Annotated in this window: 13 protein-coding genes; 7 read left to right on the top strand and 6 right to left on the bottom strand. The window is 70.1% G+C overall.

Features of this window, described 5'->3' with window-relative positions:
- Positions 1-28: 28 nt before the first annotated feature.
- Positions 29-595, bottom strand: coding sequence for a dihydrofolate reductase family protein (locus tag IFU11_RS10540; RefSeq protein ID WP_192018922.1), 567 nt, complete (start codon positions 593-595; stop codon positions 29-31).
- 93 nt (positions 596-688) lie between these two features.
- Between IFU11_RS10540 and IFU11_RS10535 the strand changes: the two genes are divergently transcribed.
- From IFU11_RS10535 to IFU11_RS10525, 3 genes are read left to right on the top strand one after another with little or no spacing between them, the layout of a single operon-like run.
- Complete coding sequence (locus tag IFU11_RS10535) at positions 689-3,295, top strand: excinuclease ABC subunit UvrA (protein WP_192018921.1); 2,607 nt, start codon at positions 689-691, stop codon at positions 3,293-3,295.
- A 35-nt stretch (positions 3,296-3,330) separates the two neighbouring features.
- On the top strand, positions 3,331-3,873 hold the full coding sequence (locus IFU11_RS10530) for a hypothetical protein (RefSeq protein WP_192018920.1): 543 nt from the start codon (positions 3,331-3,333) through the stop codon (positions 3,871-3,873).
- A gap of 37 nt (positions 3,874-3,910) precedes the next feature.
- Positions 3,911-4,378 carry a BLUF domain-containing protein gene (locus IFU11_RS10525; RefSeq protein WP_192018919.1) on the top strand — a complete coding sequence of 156 codons (468 nt, stop codon included), beginning with the start codon at positions 3,911-3,913 and terminating at the stop codon, positions 4,376-4,378.
- On the opposite strand, the gene IFU11_RS10520 is transcribed toward IFU11_RS10525, so the two are convergent.
- Both IFU11_RS10520 and moaA read right to left on the bottom strand, forming a co-directional pair.
- Positions 4,375-4,632 (bottom strand): MoaD/ThiS family protein, encoded by a 258-nt coding sequence (locus IFU11_RS10520; RefSeq protein WP_079704425.1) that lies wholly within the window; start codon positions 4,630-4,632, stop codon positions 4,375-4,377. The genes IFU11_RS10525 and IFU11_RS10520 overlap by 4 nt on opposite strands.
- Positions 4,625-5,692, bottom strand: coding sequence for a GTP 3',8-cyclase MoaA (gene moaA, locus IFU11_RS10515; protein WP_064293946.1), 1,068 nt, complete (start codon positions 5,690-5,692; stop codon positions 4,625-4,627). The genes IFU11_RS10520 and moaA overlap by 8 nt, the downstream gene beginning before the upstream one ends.
- Positions 5,693-5,782: 90 nt before the next feature.
- Between moaA and IFU11_RS10510 the strand changes: the two genes are divergently transcribed.
- The 3 genes from IFU11_RS10510 (at position 5,783) to IFU11_RS10500 (ending at position 11,366) form a co-directional block, all read left to right on the top strand.
- Complete coding sequence (locus tag IFU11_RS10510; protein ID WP_192018918.1) at positions 5,783-7,348, top strand: molybdopterin-dependent oxidoreductase; 1,566 nt, start codon at positions 5,783-5,785, stop codon at positions 7,346-7,348.
- A 194-nt stretch (positions 7,349-7,542) separates the two neighbouring features.
- On the top strand, positions 7,543-9,279 hold the full coding sequence (locus tag IFU11_RS10505; protein ID WP_192018917.1) for an ABC transporter ATP-binding protein: 1,737 nt from the start codon (positions 7,543-7,545) through the stop codon (positions 9,277-9,279).
- 2 nt (positions 9,280-9,281) lie between these two features.
- Positions 9,282-11,366 carry an ABC transporter ATP-binding protein gene (locus IFU11_RS10500; RefSeq protein WP_192018916.1) on the top strand — a complete coding sequence of 695 codons (2,085 nt, stop codon included), beginning with the start codon at positions 9,282-9,284 and terminating at the stop codon, positions 11,364-11,366.
- A gap of 57 nt (positions 11,367-11,423) precedes the next feature.
- Here the strand turns inward: IFU11_RS10500 and IFU11_RS10495 are convergent, their stop codons facing one another.
- Positions 11,424-13,196, bottom strand: a complete 1,773-nt coding sequence (locus IFU11_RS10495; protein ID WP_192018915.1) for a NosD domain-containing protein — start codon at positions 13,194-13,196, stop codon at positions 11,424-11,426.
- An 89-nt stretch (positions 13,197-13,285) separates the two neighbouring features.
- Between IFU11_RS10495 and IFU11_RS10490 the strand changes: the two genes are divergently transcribed.
- Positions 13,286-14,434, top strand: coding sequence for an acyltransferase family protein (locus tag IFU11_RS10490; RefSeq protein ID WP_192018914.1), 1,149 nt, complete (start codon positions 13,286-13,288; stop codon positions 14,432-14,434).
- Here the strand turns inward: IFU11_RS10490 and IFU11_RS10485 are convergent.
- The gene (locus tag IFU11_RS10485) at positions 14,431-15,531 is read right to left on the bottom strand and encodes a hypothetical protein (protein ID WP_192018913.1); all 1,101 of its coding nucleotides are present in this window, start codon (positions 15,529-15,531) and stop codon (positions 14,431-14,433) included. The genes IFU11_RS10490 and IFU11_RS10485 overlap by 4 nt on opposite strands.
- 10 nt (positions 15,532-15,541) lie before the next feature.
- Positions 15,542-16,009, bottom strand: coding sequence for an NUDIX hydrolase (locus tag IFU11_RS10480; RefSeq protein ID WP_192018912.1), 468 nt, complete (start codon positions 16,007-16,009; stop codon positions 15,542-15,544).
- Positions 16,010-16,052: the final 43 nt, after the last annotated feature.

Raw genomic sequence — 16,052 nt, 5'->3', positions numbered from 1 at the left:
GGGCGACCACTCGGGGCGAATCGAGCTGTCAGCGCGCCAGCACGTCGTAGGTGATGCGCACAAGGCCGTCCTCGGGCGTCGCGTGGGTGCCTCGGAGCCGCAGGAGGACGTCGGCGTCGAGGTCGCCGAAGAGGCGTGCGCCGGAACCGATGAGGACCGGGGCGACCGACACCGTCAGCTCGTCGACGAGGCCGGCGCCCAGGAACGCCTGGATCGTCCTACCTCCGTCGATGTAGACGCGGCCGGCCCCGGCCTCGTCGAGCAGGGCGGCCGCCTCGTCGACCGACCCGGCGACCGTGATGCGGTCGTCCCCGGCCTCGAGCGTGGTGCTCAGCACGACGACCCGCTTGCCTTCGAACGGCCACTCACCGAAGCCGAGGACGGTGTCGTAGGTGGTGCGTCCCATCACGAGGGTGTCGATCGTCGGGAAGAACGAGTCCCAGTCGAGCGCCGGGTGCTGCCCTGGCGCATCCGCGGCATGCTCCCGCGGCTCGAGCTCCGTGAGCCAGCCGAGGTCGCCGTCGGGCTTTGCGATGTAACCATCGAGGCTCACGCCGATGAAGACACAGCCGTGCCAGGAACGTTCACGATTCATGAGGACGATCCTGCCGTCCACCCCCGACATCGCGCATCGGGCGGGGCACGTCAACCGGTCGCCCACCAGACCGCGGCGACGTAGGGTGATCTGATGCCCGAACACGCCCCCGAAGCATCCGACCCGTTCGTCCGCGTCCGGGGAGCCAACGAGAACAACCTCCGCAACGTGGACGTCGACGTGCCGCGCGATGCGATCGTCGCCTTCACCGGGGTCTCCGGCTCGGGCAAGTCGTCGCTCGCGTTCGGCACCATCTTCACCGAGGCGCAGCGACGGTACCTCGAGTCCGTCGCACCGTACGCCAGGCGGCTGATCCAGCAGGGTCATGACCCGCACGTCGACTCGATCTCCGGTCTGCCACCGGCGGTCGCCCTGCAGCAGCGTCGCGGCGCCCCCAGCTCGCGCTCCAGCGTCGGCACGGTGACGACCCTCTCGAACTCACTCCGCATGCTCTTCTCGCGCGCCGGCACCTTCCCCGAGGGGTTCACGACCCGGCTCGACTCGGACGCCTTCTCCCCCAACACCGCTGTCGGTGCCTGCCCGGAGTGCCACGGCATCGGCGTCGCGCACACGGTCACCGAGGACTCTCTCGTGCCCGACCCGTCGCTGAGCATCCGCGAGGGCGCGATCGCCGCGTGGCCGGGCGCCTGGCAGGCGAAGAACCTCCGTGACATCACCATCGCGCTCGGATACGACGTCGACCGACCCTGGCGGGAGCTCGACCAGGAGGACCGCGACTGGATCCTCTTCACCGAGGAGCAGCCGGTCGTGCAGATCACGCCGCAACGCGACCGCGTCGCGAAGCCGTACAACGGCATGTTCTGGAGCGCCAAGCAGTACGTCTTCCACACCCTCTCCGACTCCAAGAGCCAGATGATGCGGAACAAAGTGCTGCAGTTCGTGCGCTCGGGTCCGTGCCCGCTCTGCCACGGCACGGGACTCCGCCGCGAGGCGCTCGCGGTCACCTTCGCCGGCCGCACGATCGCCGAGCTCAACGCCCTGCCGATGACGGAACTCGCCGAGGTCATCCGCCCCACCACGGAGCTGACCGACGCGGCGCCCGCGCTCCCGACCACGCTCTCCGGCGAGCGCACCGACGTCGCCGTCGCCATCACGACCGACCTCCTCGCGCGCATCCGCGTGCTCACCGACCTCGGACTCGGCTACCTCGGACTCGGGCGCGTGACGACCACGCTCTCCCCAGGCGAGATGCAGCGGCTCCGGCTCGCGACCCAGCTGCGCTCCGGGCTCTTCGGCGTGGTCTACGTCCTCGACGAACCGTCAGCGGGTCTGCACCCGGCCGACGCTGAGCCCCTCCTCGAGGTGCTGGAGCAGCTGAAGCGCTCGGGCAACTCGGTCTACGTCGTCGAGCACAACATGGACGTCGTCCGGAACGCGGACTGGATCGTCGACGTCGGCCCCGGTGCGGGCGAGGGTGGCGGCGACGTGCTCTACAGCGGGGCCGTCGAGGGTCTCGCCGAGGTCGAGGCCTCGGCGACCCGCCCGTTCCTCTTCCCCGAACAGCACGGTCCGGCTCCCGAGCGACGAGCACTCCGTGAGGCGCGCGACTGGCTCGAGGTGGAGGGCATCACGCTCCACAACCTCGCCGGCGTCGACGCCTCGATCCCCCTCGGGACCTTCGTCGCCGTCACCGGTGTCTCGGGTTCCGGCAAGTCGACCCTCGTGAGCCGCGTCCTCCGCGACGTCGTGCGCGACCACCTGCGCGCAGACGGTCGGGGTGCGGACGACGTCGCAGACGACGACGAGGTGCCCGCCGAGACCGATGCGGCCGAGGGTTCCGGCCTGGCGGAGGCGACTGTGCCGGACGGACATGCCGACACGCTCACTGTCCGCCGCGTCCGAGGGCTCGAGCACGTCGACCGCCTCGTCCGGGTCGACCAGAAGCCCATCGGACGCACACCGCGGTCGAACCTGGCCACCTACACCGGACTGTTCGACGCCGTCCGCGCCGCCTTCGCCGCCACGGACCTCGCCCGCGAGCGCGGGTACACGGCCGGCCGCTTCTCGTTCAACGTCGCGGGAGGTCGGTGCGAGACCTGCCTCGGCGAAGGCTTCGTGTCGGTCGAACTGCTGTTCCTCCCCGGCAGCTACGGGAAGTGCCCGACCTGTGACGGCGCTCGGTACAACGCCGAGACCCTCGAAGTCACCTACGACGGGAAGTCGATCGCAGACGTCCTCGCACTCACCGTCGAGCAGGCGGCCGAGTTCCTCGCGGCCGTCCCGGCGGCGGCACGGAGCCTCCGCACCCTGCTCGAGGTCGGCCTGGGGTACCTGCGGCTCGGCCAGCCGGCCACCGAGCTGTCGGGCGGTGAGGCGCAGCGCATCAAGCTCGCGACGGAACTCCAGCGGGTGCGACGCGGTCACACCCTCTACCTCCTCGACGAGCCGACGACCGGCCTCCACCCGGCGGACGTCCGTCGTCTGCTGGCGCAGCTGAACGCGCTCGTCGACTCCGGCGACACCGTCGTCGTGGTCGAGCACGAGATGGACGTCGTCGCGGCGGCCGACTGGGTGATCGACCTCGGACCGTCCGGCGGCGACGCTGGTGGGCGCATCGTGTCCGCGGGCACCCCGGACACCGTCGCCGCAGACCCCGACAGCCGCACCGCGCCCTACCTGGCGAAGCGACTGGCGTTGCTCGGTGCCGCACCGTCACCGGAGGAGGCGTCGGCGGGGTGACGTCCCACCGACCCGGAGCGCCTAGCGTGGAGTCCATGCAGGCGACCGATGAACGCCGTGACCTCCGCGCTCAGCGCATCGCCGTCGTCGTCTGGGCGGTCGCCGCGACGTCGATGCTGGTGCTGGCTCCCATCGAGGAACTCATCTGGGCGCCGCTCGCGATGACGGACGACTCCTACGGCCTCGAGGCGATCTACGGGGTGTTCGCGCCCACCACCCTGACCGTCGGCCTCGTCGGTGTCGCGATCGCGTTCCTGCTCGGCCTCACAGCCATTCTGGTGTTCACCCACTTCGGATGGCGCGGCCGGCTCGGCACACACTGGGTCCACGTCGCGACACTCGGATCCATGCTCGTGTGGCTCGGTCTCCTGGCCATGTTCGTCGCCGGCTTCGGCGTCGGGAACACCGTGTCCGACGAGATCCCGCCGTACGTCGGCCGGTCGTCATCGGTCGGCGAACTGCTCCAGATGCTCGCGCTCGTGGCGTTCCTGGCGACCGTCGTCGGAGCGATCTGCTCGCTCATCCTGATGTTCCGGTCGGCCGGGGTGGCCCGTCGCGCCTGGCAGGCTTCGCGATGAGCCCCTATCCGACACCTGACGTGTAAGGTCACGGAGTATGACGCAGCCCGAATCCGCGTTCCTCTCCGTGACCTACGTGAGCACCTCCGCTGCGCCGCTGACCCAGACCGCCCTCGAAGCGATCCTCCGGCAGTCCCGCGACAACAACGGACGCTCCGGCCTCACCGGCATGCTCGCCGTGCGCGGCGACGACTTCTTCCAGGTGATCGAAGGGCCTCCTACGGCCGTGCGCCACGTGCTGCAGCGGTTGCGCGAGGACACCCGACACAGCGAGCTGCAGGTCCTGGTCGAAGAGGAGATCGACTACCGGCGGTTCCCGGACTGGACCATGCGCTGCGAGAACCTCGACGACTACCCGGCTGATTCGATCCCCGGCTACCGCGCGTCGCACGAGGACGAATCGGATGCACGGCGCCATCGCATCCTGGACCTCCTGCGATGGTTCCAACACCGCGCGACCCGCGCCCTCGCCGAGCGTCGTCGCTCAGCGACGTCCCCGTCCTAGCCGCCGGCGAAGGGTGGGAGGACGTCGACCCGGGCGCCGAGCGGACGGGTGTCGTCGCGACTGACGACGCCGTCGACGAGGAAGGAACCGGACGCGAGGACCTTCGCCATCGCGTCGCCGTAGCGCTCGAGCAGCACCGACTTCAGCTCGCCGACCGTCGCGACCGCCGGCAAGGACTCCTCGGGGACGCCGGCGGCCTCCTCGGCAGCGGCGAAGTAGCGCACGAGCACCTGCAGCGTCGTCGTCTCAGCCACCGATCGCTCCCATGCTCCGCTCCGGACGGACGAAGTCGGGCGACGCGATGCGGTGCCCGGCCTGCTTGTGCCACATCGCCGCGCGCCAGCGATCCGCGATCTCGACGTCCTCGACGCCCGAACGCAACATGCCCCGAAGGTCGGTCTCATCGTCGCCGAAGAGGCAGGAGCGGATCGTCCCCTCGGCGGTGAGCCGCGTGCGGTCGCAGTCGTCGCAGAACGAGCGCGTGACCGAGGCGATGATGCCGACCGTGGCCGGGCCGCCGTCGACGAGCCACTCCTCGGCGGGAGCGGAGGGGTCCTCGCGATGCGGGGCAGTGAGCGTGAAGCGGGAGCCGAGGACGTCGAGCAACTCGGCCGCGTCGACCATGTTCTCCCGCACCCACGCCTCGTCGGCGTCGAGCGGCATCTGCTCGATGAAACGGAGACGGCAACCGTTCTCGATCGCCCAGGAGAGCAGGGCGACCGCGCCGTCGAGCGTGTCGCGCATGAGGACGGCGTTGATCTTGAGCGGCGTCAGCCCGGCGCGCTTGGCGGCCTCGATGCCGGCCAGGACGGCGGGGAGTCGGTCGCGACGCGTGAGTCGCGCGAAGTGGTCGCGGTCGACGGTGTCGAGGGAGATGTTCACGCGGGTGAGCCCGGCGGCCACGAGCTCGTCGACGCGCTTGTCGAGTCCGATGCCGTTCGTCGTCATGGAGATCGAGGCGTCGCCGGCGACCGCGGAGCTGCGGGCGATGATCTCCGCGAGGTCGGGGCGCATGAGCGGCTCGCCACCCGTGAAGCGGATGTCGTGCACCCCGAGGTCGCGGACGGCGATTTCGACGAGGCGACCGATCTCGGTGGGCGTCAGCAGGTCGTCGCGGGCGATCGCGGGGAGACCCTGCTCGGGCATGCAGTACGTGCAGCGCAGCGAGCACTTCTCCGTGATCGACACCCGGAGGTCGCGGGCGACCCTGCCGAAGCGGTCGATGAGGCCGTCGACGTCGGGGCGCCCGGCAGCGTCCGGGATGTGCCTGAGCGGCGACCCGATGCGTGGGATTCCGAGCCCGACTGTGGTCATCCCCCCAGGGTACGGGGATGGACGGCCGACTTGCCCCTCTAGAGCCGCTTCGGGGAGGAACGCCCAGCGGGCGCGCGTAGCATGACGGACATGGAGCCCCGCCGCCGCACCCTGCTCGCCGGTGCGTCCGGCGTCGTCGCAGCCGTCGCCACCCTCGGCTCGGCCGAGGCCGTCGCAGCCTTCGTCGCCCCCGCGAGCTCGCCGCTGCTCGCTGTGGGTTCCCTCGTGATCGACCTCGTGCCCGGGTGGGTGAAGGACCTCGTCATCGCCCTGTTCGGCACCAACGACAAGCTCGTGCTGCTCATCGTGCTCGGCGTCCTGGTCGCGGCCCTCGCCGTCGGGATCGGGATCCTCGAGGAGCGTCGCCCGGTGGTCGGCAGCATCGCGCTCGCGCTCGTCGGTGTCGTCGCGGTCGTCGCAGCGATCACCCGCGCGGACGCGGGCCTCGACTGGGCGTTCCCGAGCATCGTCGGTGCCGCGGTCGGCATCCTCGTCCTGCGGCTGCTCGTGACCCGGCTCCGGACCTGGGACGATGCGACGGTCGCGGACGAAGCCCGGCCGGTCGTCGGCGCCTCCCGGGCCGAACTCCCCCGGCGCTCCTTCCTCGTCCTGCTCGGCGGCACCGCGGTCGGCGCCCTCGTCGTCGGCGTCGGCGCGCGCGTCGCCTCGGCCGGAGCGGTCGCCGTTGAGACCTTCCGGAAGGCGCTCAAGCTCCCGACGGCCGCCGTCGCCGCACCGCCGGTCCCCGCCGGAGCCGAACTCGGCATCGACGGACTCACCCCGGTCGTGTCGGCGAACGACTCCTTCTACCGGATCGACACGGCCCTCCAGGTGCCGAACATCGACCCCTCGACCTGGAGCCTCAAGATCACCGGCATGGTCGAGCAGGAGGTCGAGATCGGGTTCGAGGAACTCCTCGCCCTCCCGCTCCAGGAGTCGATCATCACGCTGACCTGCGTCTCGAACCCCGTCGGCGGCGACCTCATCGGCAACGCGCTCTGGCTCGGGTACCCGATCCGCGAGTTGCTCGCCCGCGCGAAGCCCAAGGCCGGAGCCGACATGGTCCTGTCGCGGAGCATCGACGGGTTCACCGCCGGCACTCCGCTCGAGGTCCTGCAGGACGAGGATCGCGACAGCCTCCTCGCCGTCGGGATGAACGGGCAACCGCTCCCGCTGCAGCACGGCTTCCCGGTGCGCATGGTCGTCCCGGGCCTGTACGGCTACGTCTCCGCCACGAAGTGGGTCGTCGAGCTGGAGGTGACCCGCTACGCGGACGCCCGGGCCTACTGGACCGACCGCGGCTGGTCCGAGCGCGGGCCCATCAAGACGGAGTCGCGCATCGACGTACCCCGCAACGGTGGACGTGTCGCGGCGGGGAACGTCGCGATCGCCGGCGTCGCCTGGGCGCAGCACACGGGCGTGAACCGGGTCCAGGTCCGGATCGACGACGGCGATTGGCTCGACACGACGCTCGCGACCGCCATCTCCGACGACACCTGGGTGCAGTGGGTCCTCCAGTGGGACGCCCCGGCCGGCGACCACACCATCGCCGTTCGCGCGACCGACGCCGCGGGCAAGACGCAGAGCGAGGCCCCCGTCGACGTCGTCCCCGACGGCGCGGAGGGCTGGCACACCATCTCCGTCGGCGTCGACTGACCCGAGATCATCACGATTCCGAACCGGGACACCACCGTGTCACCGGTGCGGAGTATCGTCACTCGGGCACGTCCCTCACGCTCCTGTCCGGCTGCGCCGCCGACCGGAGCACTGGTCTCGCGCCAGGCCCGCTCCACCTCGTCACCCGTCCGCGCGATGCCCCGCGCCGGACACGAACCGTCTAAGGACCTCACGTGGCCCTCCTCGCCCTCGCCCTCCGACACGCCAAGCCGTACGCGGCCTGGGTGGTCGCGGTGTTCGTGCTGCAGCTCGTCTCGACGATCGCGGCCCTCTACCTCCCCAGCCTGAACGCCCAGATCATCGACCAGGGTGTCTCCCGGGGCGACACGGACTTCATCTGGTCCACCGGCATGACGATGCTGCTCGTCTGCCTCGTCCAGGTGGCCGCAGCCATCGGCGGGGTCTACTTCGGCGCCCGCACCGCCATGGCCATCGGCCGCGACCTGCGCCGGGAGTTCTACCGGAAGGTCGACTCGCTCGGCGCCCTCGAGATCGGCGGCTTCGGCAGCGCGACGCTCATCACGCGCGGCACGAACGACGTCCAGCAGGTCCAGATGCTGATCCTCATGACCCTCAACTTCATGGTGTCCGCACCGATCATGTGCGTCGGCGGCATCATCATGGCCCTCCGTGAGGACGCGGGGCTGTCCTGGCTGGTGTGGGTGTCCGTGCCGGTGCTCTTCATCATCGTCGGGTTCCTGGTCTACCTGCTCATGCCGCTGTTCCGGCAGATGCAGGACCGCATCGACGGCATCAACAGCGTGCTGCGCGAGCAGATCATCGGCATCCGCGTCGTACGCGCCTTCGTCCGCGAGCCGTTCGAGTCGGAGCGCTACAACCGTGCGAACGAGGCGCTCACCCGGGTGTCTATCAAGGTCGGCAACATCTTCGTCCTCATGTTCCCCGTCATCATGATGGTCCTGCACCTCGCGACCGCCGCCGTCCTCTGGTTCGGCGGTCAGCGGGTGGACGCCGGACAGATGCAGGTCGGTTCCCTCACCGCGTTCCTCCAGTACCTGCTCCAGATCCTCACCTCGGTGATGATGGGCGTCTTCATGGTCATGATGATCCCTCGCGCGGTCGTGTGCGCCGAACGCATCCAGAGCGTCCTCGACACCGAGCCGAGCCTCACGGTGCCGACGAGCACCGACATCCGCGTGCCGTCCGTCGGTCGCGTCGAGTTCACCGGCGTCACCTTCGGATACCCCGGTGCGGAGCGACCGGTCCTGTCGGACGTGACGTTCACGGCGGAGCCCGGCAAGACCACCGCGATCGTCGGCTCGACCGGCTCCGGCAAGACGACGCTCCTCTCGCTCATCCCGCGCCTCTACGACCCGCAGCAGGGCCACGTCACCATCGACGGCGTCCCCGTCTCGCAGCTCACCCGGCAGCAGATCGCCGGGGTCGTCGGGATCGTGCCGCAGAAGCCATACCTGTTCTCGGGCACGATCGCCTCGAACCTCCGGTTCGGACGTCCCGACGCCACCGACGACGAGCTGTGGAGCGCCCTCGACGTCGCGCAGGCTGAGGACTTCGTCCGCGCGAAGCCGAAGATGCTGAACGACGGCGTCGCCCAGGGTGGCACGAACGTGTCCGGCGGCCAGCGTCAGCGCCTGTGCATCGCCAGGGCCCTCGTCGCGAAGCCCCTGGTCTACCTCTTCGACGACTCGTTCTCGGCCCTCGACGTCGCCACCGACGCCCGACTCCGGGCAGCCCTCGGCGACAACACCGCCGACGCGACCGTCATCATCGTCGCGCAGCGCATCGCGACGATCCGCGAGGCCGACCACATCATCGTCATGAACGACGGCGGCATCGTCGGCCGCGGCACCCACGACGAACTCCTGGAATCCAACGAGACGTATCGCGAGATCGTCCAATCGCAGCTCGCTGTGGAAGGGGTGGCGTGACCATGGCCCGTTCACCACGTGACAAGCGTCCCTCGCGCACCTCGAAGGACACCGCCCAGGCTCCCGAGCTGAACGCGATCGAGGCAGACGTCCTCGAGCCGGAGTTCACCCCGGGAGAGTCCGACGGCGACATGTTCGGCGGCACGCCCTCGAAGAAGGCCGAGCAGTTCTGGCCGTCCGCCAAGCGGCTCGTCGGTCTGCTCGCACCCGAGAAGGTGAAGATGAGCCTCGTCGTCGGGCTCGTCGTGCTCTCCGTCGTCCTCACGGTCATCGCCCCGAAGATCCTCGGGCTCGCGATGGACGCGATCTTCAACGGCGTCATCGGCTCGCAACTCCCGGCGGGCGTCCCGCTCGACCGGATCGTCGACGAAGCACGGGCCTCCGGCAACGACCAGTACGCCGACATGCTCGTGAAGTCCGACATCACGCCCGGCCAGGGCATCGACTTCACCCTGCTCGGCCGCCTGATCATCATCGTGCTCGGCATGTACATCGTCGCGTCGATCCTCAACTGGGCGCAGGGGTACATCCTCAACGGACTCGTCATGCGCGTGGTCTACAACCTGCGCCAGGACATCGAACGGAAGCTCAACCGCCTCCCGCTCAGCTACTTCGACACCCGCCAGCGCGGCGACCTCATGTCCCGGGTCACGAACGACGTCGACAACATCCAGACCGCCCTCCAGCAGGCGTTCTCACAACTCGTGCAGTCCGCCCTCACGGTGCTCGGCATCACGGCGATGATGTTCATCGTGTCGTGGCAGCTCGCACTCATCGCGCTGATCGCGTTGCCGCTGTCCGCGCTGATCGCCGGGGTCATCGGCTCCCGCTCGCAGAAGCTCTTCACCGCGCAGTGGAAGAACACCGGCTCGCTCAACGGGCACATCGAGGAGTCGTTCTCGGGCCTCGAGCTGGTGCGGGTCTTCGGTCGCGACAAGGAGATGCTCGCCGAGTTCGACGAGCGGAACGAGAAGCTCTACACGGCGGCGTTCGGCGCGCAGTTCGTGTCCGGCATGATCATGCCGGCGATGACCTTCGTCTCCTATCTGTCCTACGTGCTCATCGCCGTCGTGGGCGGCCTCCGGGTCGCCTCCGGGCAGATGACCCTCGGCGACGCGACGGCGTTCATCCAGTACTCCCGCGAGTTCTCGCAGCCGCTCGGCCAGATCGCGGGCATGGCCAACCAGTTGCAGTCGGGCGTCGCGTCCGCCGAGCGCACCTTCGAGCTGCTCGACGCCGAGGAGCAGGACCCGGAGACGGCGACGGCGCACCTGCCCGAGCACACCGACGGCCACGTCGAGTTCGACGGCGTCTCCTTCAGCTACGACCCCGAGAAGCCACTCATCGAGGACCTCTCCTTCTCCGCGCAGCCGGGTCAGACCGTCGCGATCGTCGGCCCGACCGGGGCGGGGAAGACGACCCTCGTGAATCTCGTCATGCGGTTCTACGAGCTCACCGGCGGACGCATCCTCCTCGACGGGGTCGACGTCACGGCGCTGACGCGTGCCGAGCTGCGGTCGCAGGTCGGGATGGTGCTGCAGGACGCCTGGTTGTTCGAGGGGACGATCCGCGAGAACATCCGATACGGCCGACTCGACGCGAGCGATGCGGAGGTCATCGAGGCCGCTGAGGCGACGATGGTCGACCGCTTCGTGCGGCAGCTGCCCGACGGGTACGACACCGTCCTCGACGCGGACGGCGGCAGCGTCTCGGCCGGTGAGCGCCAGCTCATCACGATCGCCCGCGCGTTCATCGCGAAGCCGAAGCTCCTCATCCTCGACGAGGCGACGTCCTCCGTCGACACGCGGACCGAGCTGCTGGTGCAGCACGCGATGGCGGCGCTTCGGTCCGACCGCACCTCGTTCGTCATCGCCCACCGCTTGTCGACCATCCGCGACGCGGACACGATCCTCGTGATGGAGAACGGCCGGATCGTGGAGCAGGGCTCGCACGCGCAGCTCCTCGAGGTCGACGGCGCGTACGCCGAGCTCTACCGCACGCAGTTCCGCGGTGGCGAGGAGCAGTCGGCGATCGACGAGGCAGCCGTCGCCAGCGGGTCCGACACGGCGCGCGCACCGCGCAGCTGATCCGACACCGACGCCACGACGGGCGGGCGCTCGATTCCCGAGCGCCCGCCCGTCGGTTCAGCTGAGGGTGGTCGACCGCCAGGTGCCCTGATCGTTCACCCACAGTCGCCCGTTCCCCACGAGGATGTCGCCGGAGCGACCGCCGTACGGACGCGCGAGCCCCATGTGGCGCGTGGAGAGGTAGCTCGTGTTCGGCTGCGCGTTCGCGTGCGCCGTGTTGCTCGTCTCCCAACGGTTGCCCTGCACCACCGAATGCCCGGTCGTGCCGAAGGTGTCGAGGCCGTACTCGCATTCGCGTCCCGTGTTGCCGATGATCGTCGCGCCACCGGTGCAGTTGCTCACGGCGACCGCGACGCGGATGCGGTCGATGCGGTTCCCCGTCACCACGATCGAGCCCGCGCCCTGGTGGAGGATCCCGTACCCGTTGGAGGTCGCCGACCCGGTGATGGAGTTGTCTGAGATCACCGCGTCCTCGGCGAGGTACGAGATCACCCCGCCGACCGAGCCGGTCGCGACGCTCACGGCGATCTGGTTCCCGGACACCATCGGGCGGACAGCTCGGTCGAGCGAGATCCCCGTCGGGCAGGTGCCGGCGGTGAGGCGGATGACGTTGTCGGCGATGATCGCATCCACAGCGCCGACGAGCGTCGAGGGGCCGGTCGGGAGCGGAGCCGCGTGGAGCCGGATCGCGGCCGGTGCAGCGCCGAGGATCTCGACGACGTTCGCCGAGATGATCGGGCTCTGCGCACCCCGGTACACCATGATCGGACAGCGGGGAGGGTTCCATGCCGACCCCGGCGTCTGGTTCTCGGTCCTCGTCCAGCGGACGGCGTTGCCGACCACGGACGTCGACCGGGTGTCGCTCATGGAGATGCCCCACCACGTCGCATCGGAGACGGTGTTCGCGGAGACCGAGGTGTGACTCACCCCTTCGAGCGCGATACCACGACGGAATGGTCCTGAGACGACGTTTCCGCTGATCGTGATCATCGAGTCGAGCCAGGGCCCCGGATCGACCGCGTAGTCGCCGAGCGACTCGGCATGGATCCCGATCCGCGCGTCGGTACCCGCAGCCGCGGAGACCACGTTGCCGATGACGGTCGCCCGAGCACCCCAGACGGTGATGCCGTCGCCCCGGTCCTCTCCGGCCGTCGAGGCGGAGCCCGACCCACCACCGGCACCCCGGATGTTGAGCACGTGGCAGTTCGTGACGACGGCGCCCTGGTACTCGCCGAACGGGCGGACGACGATGCCGTTCTGGAACCCGTCGAGCGTGACGCCGTCGACCACGACGTCGTCTGCGTGGATGTCGATCCCGACGTTGCGCTCCGCGGCACCGCCGTCGATGGGGCCGGAGTACGTGACTCGGACATCCCGTACCGAGCTTCCGTCGGCGATGAGCTTGAGCGCGGAGGCGGAGGAAAGCCCGCCCACGAAGCGCAGTTCGCCCCCTCCCCGGATGTCGACCCGCCGATCGAGCCTGAGCGTCCCGTCGAGGGCGACGACGTCCCCACCTCTGACCACGGCGGTCGCTCCGTCCGGGAGCGCCGCAAACCATGCCTTGACGGCCGCCGTGCTCACCACCGCACCGGTCGTGTCGATCCCCGGGCCGCCGAGCACGTGTTCGGCGGGCGCGACGGTGGCGGCGTCCGGTACCGCGTCCGGAGTCGACGGCTCTTCTCCGGTATCGGGTGACGGAGCCGGTTCGTCAGGACCCGGTTCCTCCGGACCCGGGTCATCGGCGGTCGGCTCTGGCTCCGGTGTCGGCTGAGGCTCGGCCGCGCCGCTCCGCCACCAGCCTGATCTCTCGCGTCGTGATGTCTTGTCCACAGCTCACACAGTACAGAAACATGAGGCACAAAAGCATCTTACGATGAGTGTCTGGCGCGTTCACCGCCGCCCGACCATTCAGGAGCACCATGCCGTCACCCGCGAACCGCGCGACCTGGCCGGGCTGCCGACCGGCACCCCGCGTCGACCACACCGCCTTCGCCGGTGCCCGCGCCATCGCCGCCTGGTGGGTGGTGTTCTCGCACTCCGCAGACTGGCTGTTCTCCGTGCTGCCCGAGCTCTCGTGGCTCGCGCCGATGGCCCACACCGGACTCGCCGTGGACGTCTTCTTCGTCTTGAGCGGGTGCACGATCGCACGGGCCTACCTGGATCGGCGCTGGACCTGGCCCGCCTACGGTCGCTACCTCCGGAACCGCATCGCGCGGATATACCCGGCACACGTGGCCGTGCTCTCCGCCTTCGTGCTGCTCTGCGTCGGCGGGGCCATCGTCGGTGTCGCAACGGACGACGGAGCGTTCCCGCCCATCGGCCTCCTCGCCGAGCTCACCCTCACCCGCGCATGGTTCGGCGACGCACTCTGGTGGAACCCGCCCGCCTGGTCGCTGTCGGCCCAGTTCCTCGCGTTCATCCTGTTCCCGGTGATCGCCTTCGCCTTCCGCGGCCGGATGCGCGGCCCGGTCCCGGTGATCGCCCTCGCAATCGGACTCGTCTGCGCGACGACGATCGCAGCCGCTGTCGCGCCGTCGGCCATGAACGGCATGGCACCCCCAGCTGTCCGGGTGCTGTGCTGTTTCACGCTCGGCATCTGTGTGGCGGAGTGGACGGCGGCCCTCCCGGCCACCCGACGAGCGGCGTGGGTCGCTGCGGGAGGTGCCGTCGGTCTGGTAATGGCGGCGATCGCACTCGAACCCGGAGCACCACGAGCCTGGGCAGCGATCACCTTCGCGGGGATCGTCGTCGGAGGCCTGGCGGTCGCGAGTCCGCGCTCCACGGCGGTGCTGCGCAGTCGCCCAGCGCGCTTCCTGGGGCAGCTCTCGTTCTCCACGTACCTCGTGCACGTCTTCGTGCTCATCCTGCTGGCGAAAGTGATCACGCCGAGCGCCGTCGACGGCATGCCCCTCCTCCTCCGGGCCCCGATCATCCCGGTCTGGTTCGGCACGATCCTCGCCGCGTCCTGGCTGCTCCACACGCTCGTGGAGGTGCCAGGGCATCGGAGACTCGCAGCACCGCGGACGAGCCGGGTCATCCCTGCCGACGGATCGGCCGCCAGCGCTTAGGCGTTCGTCCCCGACAACGGACGCCGCGCCGCCCGGACGCCCGCCGCGATGCGCTCCGGGAGCCGCAACGCGGCGCTGACGAAGGCGAGTACGGCCACGGCGAGCGACACCCAGAGTACGGACCAGGCGGCCTCGGTGGGCGGGCCCAGCAGCAGCGACGCCGCCGCATCCCCGACGCCGCCGGGGATCGCGACCGACACCGCGAACACGAGGGCGAGTCGGGCAGCGCCGAGCAGGATGAGCGTCAGGCCCGCCGCGAGCAGGACGCCGATCGCAGCTCCGGCGACCGTCCGGCTCGGGTTGCGGCGCCCCAGCCAGAGCAGGATCACCCCGAGTGCGAGGAGCCCGATCGCGAGCCAGGGCGACCCACCCGCCGCCGTCTCGATTACCCGGATGCCGCCGAGCACGGGCGCGACCTGCGACGCCGGGACGACGTCGACCACGCGGTCGACGTCCGGGATGGCGGCCGCGAAGCCGAACCCGGCGTCGACCAGCCAGGTGCGGGTCGCGGAGACGATCGGTCCCAACTGCACGCCCAGGCCCTGCTCGGCCGAGACGTCGATGACGGCACCCTGGGAACCGGAGACGCCCGCGACGAGCTGCTCATGCGTGACGCGGAGGGCCTCGGTCCAGGCGGTCGTGAACGCGGGCGAGGCCGCGAACTCGGCGACGTTCCTGCGCAGGACCTCGCGCAGTGCATCCGCGGTGTCGCCGCCGATCGCGCCGAGCACTTCCGAGATCGCCGGCGGGAGCGAGAGGGTCGCCGCAAGGTCGGCCGGCACTGCAGCCGCCGCATCGAGGTCGACCTGACTCTCCAGCGCGGCGAGCGCCTGGTCACCCACGAAGGCTTGAACGGCGGGGTCCGTGGCCAGCGGGGCGAGGGTGTCGACGAACGTGTCGGTGTCGCGGAGCATCGTGTCCGCCCAGGTGCTGACGAGGGCGACCGGGATCAACAGGGCGCCGATCACGATCGCGACCGTGCCGAAGAACCCCCACGCGCCCGCTCCACGTCGGACCGGCTGCTCGACGGCCTCCGCCCGGAGCGCGTCGAAGGTGACGAAGTCGTTGCGGGCGTCGGACGACGGGTGATCGGTCACGCGCCCGAGTCTACGAGTCGGCGTCGTCCGGGCGTCTGGATCCGCGAGACCGCGCGATCGCCTCGACCGCCGCCGCCGTGGACACGGTCACCCGTTCCGGCAATGCGTCGAGCGGGAACCACCGGAGACCGCCGTGCTTCTCCGGCTCTCGGAGTTCAGGCTCGCCGACGGTGTCCTCCGCGAGGTACACCGGCGAGATCCAGTGCTGGTGCAGCGCCTGCTCGAAATGGTCGACGACGCACAACAGCTCGATCGATCCGAGCTCGAGCCCGGTCTCCTCCAGTGCCTCGCGACGGACGGCTTCCTCGAGGCGTTCCATCCAGTCGACCTTCCCGCCGGGGATGCCCCAGGATCCGGCCTCGGGCTCGCGGAGGCGCTCGAGTAGGAGGATCCGACCGTCGCGGACGATCGCGACGCCACACCCGGAGCGCGGGTGCGGAGCGGGCTCTTCAGTGGGCGGAAGCGTGGTGGACGACACGTGCTCACGCTACTCGACGCCGCATCGGCTCGGCCGTGAACGA

The sequence above is a fragment of the Plantibacter sp. CFBP 8804 genome (assembly GCF_014841225.1).
GTDB classification, from domain to species: Bacteria; Actinomycetota; Actinomycetes; order Actinomycetales; family Microbacteriaceae; genus Plantibacter; species Plantibacter auratus.
The sequence above is the reverse complement of the archived record's forward strand: the minus strand, read 5'-3'. Positions and strand labels throughout refer to the sequence as shown.

Excerpts from the sequence above, each read along its gene's own strand:
- moaA (WP_064293946.1), bottom strand. The coding sequence starts at position 5,692 with ATGACCACAGTCGGGCTCGGAATCCCACGCATCGGGTCGCCGCTCAGG.
- IFU11_RS10540 (WP_192018922.1), bottom strand. The coding sequence starts at position 595 with ATGAATCGTGAACGTTCCTGGCACGGCTGTGTCTTCATCGGCGTGAGC.
- IFU11_RS10500 (WP_192018916.1), top strand. The coding sequence starts at position 9,282 with ATGGCCCGTTCACCACGTGACAAGCGTCCCTCGCGCACCTCGAAGGAC.
- IFU11_RS10535 (WP_192018921.1), top strand. The coding sequence starts at position 689 with ATGCCCGAACACGCCCCCGAAGCATCCGACCCGTTCGTCCGCGTCCGG.
- IFU11_RS10510 (WP_192018918.1), top strand. The coding sequence starts at position 5,783 with ATGGAGCCCCGCCGCCGCACCCTGCTCGCCGGTGCGTCCGGCGTCGTC.
- IFU11_RS10490 (WP_192018914.1), top strand. The coding sequence starts at position 13,286 with ATGCCGTCACCCGCGAACCGCGCGACCTGGCCGGGCTGCCGACCGGCA.
- IFU11_RS10525 (WP_192018919.1), top strand. The coding sequence starts at position 3,911 with ATGACGCAGCCCGAATCCGCGTTCCTCTCCGTGACCTACGTGAGCACC.
- IFU11_RS10530 (WP_192018920.1), top strand. The coding sequence starts at position 3,331 with ATGCAGGCGACCGATGAACGCCGTGACCTCCGCGCTCAGCGCATCGCC.